This is a genomic window from Membranihabitans marinus (assembly GCF_021729155.1).
GTDB classification, from domain to species: Bacteria; Bacteroidota; Bacteroidia; order Chitinophagales; family Saprospiraceae; genus Membranihabitans; species Membranihabitans marinus.
Window position 1 is genome coordinate 1 of record NZ_JAJQYA010000071.1, and the last position, 3,260, is coordinate 3,260.

The 3,260-nt window shown below is 41.4% G+C and carries 1 pseudogene; it reads left to right on the forward strand.

The features are described from left to right. Nucleotides 1-3,260 (forward strand): annotated as a pseudogene (locus tag LVD51_RS19870) (hypothetical protein); the annotation flags it as partial.

The following is a 3,260-nucleotide window of genomic DNA, read 5'->3' on the forward strand; positions in this document are numbered from 1 at the left end:
TTGACGGCAACAAGTGGAGGAGACAATGGTACTTCATGGAACGATGCTTTTACCGATTTACAATCAGCCCTTGGGATGTTGAATGCCTGTCCCGATGTCGCTGATAAGATTTACGTGGCCCAGGGTACTTATCAGCCTACTTCAACTGGGGATAGATCTATATCATTTATGATTCCAGACGGTGTTGAAGTTTATGGAGGATTTCCTAATGGTGGCGATGATTTTGAAAATCGAGATTATGTTTCCTATGAGACTATCCTCAGTGGAGATGTCGGTAATCAGAATGACAATTCAGACAATAGTTATCACGTGGTCTACACGAAGAATGTTAGCGATGCTACCCTGGTAGATGGATTTACCATCACCCAAGGTAATGCTAGCGAAGCATTTAACAATGCCATTGGAGGAGGATGGTTTAACGACGGTTCTGAATTGGGGAATCTGTCTAATCCAAGTATCTATAATTGTAAATTTTCCAATAACTCTGCCGGTAACGGAGGGGCATTATATAATGATGCGGATAATGGAGGAGAAAGTTCACCTGAGTTGATCAATTGCATATTTATCTCCAATTCCGCTAGCCATAGTGGTGGAGCAATTCGCAATGTTGGAGCCGAAGGAAAAAGTTCGCCAGTGTTGATTGATTGTGAATTTACGTCCAATTTCGCTTCTTTATCCGGAGGAGCTATCTACAATTCTGCTGTAACACAAGAAGGAGAGAGTTCACCAGTGTTAGAGAATTGTGTTTTTACGTCCAACTCCGCTGATTTTGTAGGAGGCGCAATTTACAATAAAGGGGACGAAGGAGGAAAAAGCTCGCCTGAGTTGAAAGATTGTGTATTTACGTCTAATTCAGCTCGAGATGGAGGGGCTATTTTTAATTCTGGAGGTGAAGGAGGAGAAAGTTCACCCTTGATGACCAATTGTGAATTTATGGCGAATACAGTTAGAGAAGATGGTGGTGCTATATTTAATGAAGGATATGATGAAGGTAAAAGTTCTCCTGAGTTGATCAACTGCATTTTTGAGTCCAACACAGCCGAAGAAAATGGAGGGGCTATTTATAATTATGGAGAAGAAGGTGAGAGTTCTCCATTGATGACCAATTGTATATTTAAGTCTAACTCTTCAGATGATGGAGGTGCTGTTTATTCTTTTGTAGAAGAAAGTGGGAACTCCTTCCCTGTAATTATTAATGGTATTTTTGAAAATAATAGGGCATTAAATGGCGGGGCCATCAGTAGTGTTGAAATGGATGGAGAAGTGAGGGCTGAAATTGTCAATTGTTTGTTTAATGGAAATGTAGCTTCAAATCACGGAGGGTCTGTTTCATATTCTGGTGCTTCCGTCCAAACGATTAATTCCCATATTGTAAATTCGGTTTTCTATGAGAATAATCCTTCAACCACTATAGAAATAGTGTATAGTGATGGGGATCATGTTGCCATAAAAAATAGTATTTTCTATAAAAATAATAATGCGCCCAATACCCCTCCTATACATGCTGAGAATGGAGGTGAGATCGACATTTCCTATTCAATGTTCGATGGATCTGATATCGGTCAGACAGGAGTGGTGATGATGTTGAGAGCGAATGCTCCAAACAATAACTTTATCAATACCGATCCCTTATTTGTCGATGCATCCAATGGAGATTTCCATTTACAACTGACTTCGCCGGCCATCAATAGTGGTGATCCTACTACCATGGCTAGTTTCTATATGGTAGCTGGTCAAGAAGTAGACTTAGACCTCAATCGTCGGTTTTCTGGGGTTATCGACATGGGATTGTATGAGTTTCCCTGTGATCCTAGCCCACAAGCTATGAATTGTTTATCTACTATTCATCCTGCCATTGATGGTCAAGGGATGATAGAATTGTATATTAGTGAAGTAGTCCCTGGTTTATCAGATTGTGCGAGTCAACTATCAGTGACGGTAACCAATGAATGGAACGGCCAAGTATGGCGAGCTGAAAATCTAACCAGCCAAGATCTCATCATGGAAGGGGAAGACCTTTGTAATTATCGAGGGCAAACATTAACCCTACAAATATCGAATTCAATATCTAGCTGTCAGACCAGTCTGATAATCCCTCAATCGCCAAGCATCGTTTTGACATCGGATTTTCAATCAAGTAAGACGGCTAGTGACTACGATGTACCGACGGCAGACCTGAGTAGAGGAAAGATTGTGACCTATTGTGGATATATTCCTGATGCCAGTCTTCATCCTCCCTTGGTTACCGTATCGTGTAATGAGGGTAGAGGTCCAGGGTATTACGGATTGGCAGTACAACCGGATTGGATTATGCCGATCAACTGTACTGTGAATACAGATACAGCAGAAGTAATCTTCCGAACTTGGGAAGTCTTCAATAAAGAAGGAGTCATGACGACATTGACCGATACCATCGTGGTGATGAGATTGCCGGCATTAATACCAGAAAACTTCGTAGGATATAAAGAAGATACGAGCTACTGTGAAATAGATGCTGCAGAGGAATCAGGAGAAACGGTCAAACGATATGCCGCTTGGAAGCAACCGATGGGTCTACACGACTACGAATTGCCCACTACTAAAATGGGCGCAGTCACCTATGAATTGCCCGCAGCAGTACTTCTCGCAGGTTATGTCAATGCAGAATCACAAGATTTATTAGAAGAATACTTGGCCTGTGTAATTTTAAAGAAAAATGACAAAGCTCAAACCGAATATACCATCGGTGATATTATCGATGGAAGTTATATTGCAGATGTATTGGCTGATGCTAATAGTTCGCAGTTGGGATATGGAGCATTGAACATCGTAGCACGATTGGCTGATGATTGGGAAAACTACCTTATTGCTTCTATAGGTAGTGGTTATTTCCCTTATTTATTCTTAGAAAAAGGTGATCGAGTATTGTCTGCAGATGGCTATTATGAAGAAGTCACCGATGAATGGTTCTGGGACGGCAATGGTAATAGCCCTTATTGGTTTGCTGCGGGATGGCCTTCTGTGTATGGATCTGGTGACTGTATAAGATATTGTGATGTAGTAGGTGAGGGTTTGGAGGATTGTGCAGTGAATGTATTGCTTCCTTTGTTGGAAGATGGAGTCGAAGGAGCTGTAGAAATTTGTTTAGAGGATATTTCTGGCGCTCCACACTGCGGAATTACAGTAACAGTAGATGCCTTACCTTGGACGGGAAGTTGTCCTCAGACCAAAGGACAAGAAGTGACAGTAAAACAAACTTGTTTCCAAAGATATTCTAATGG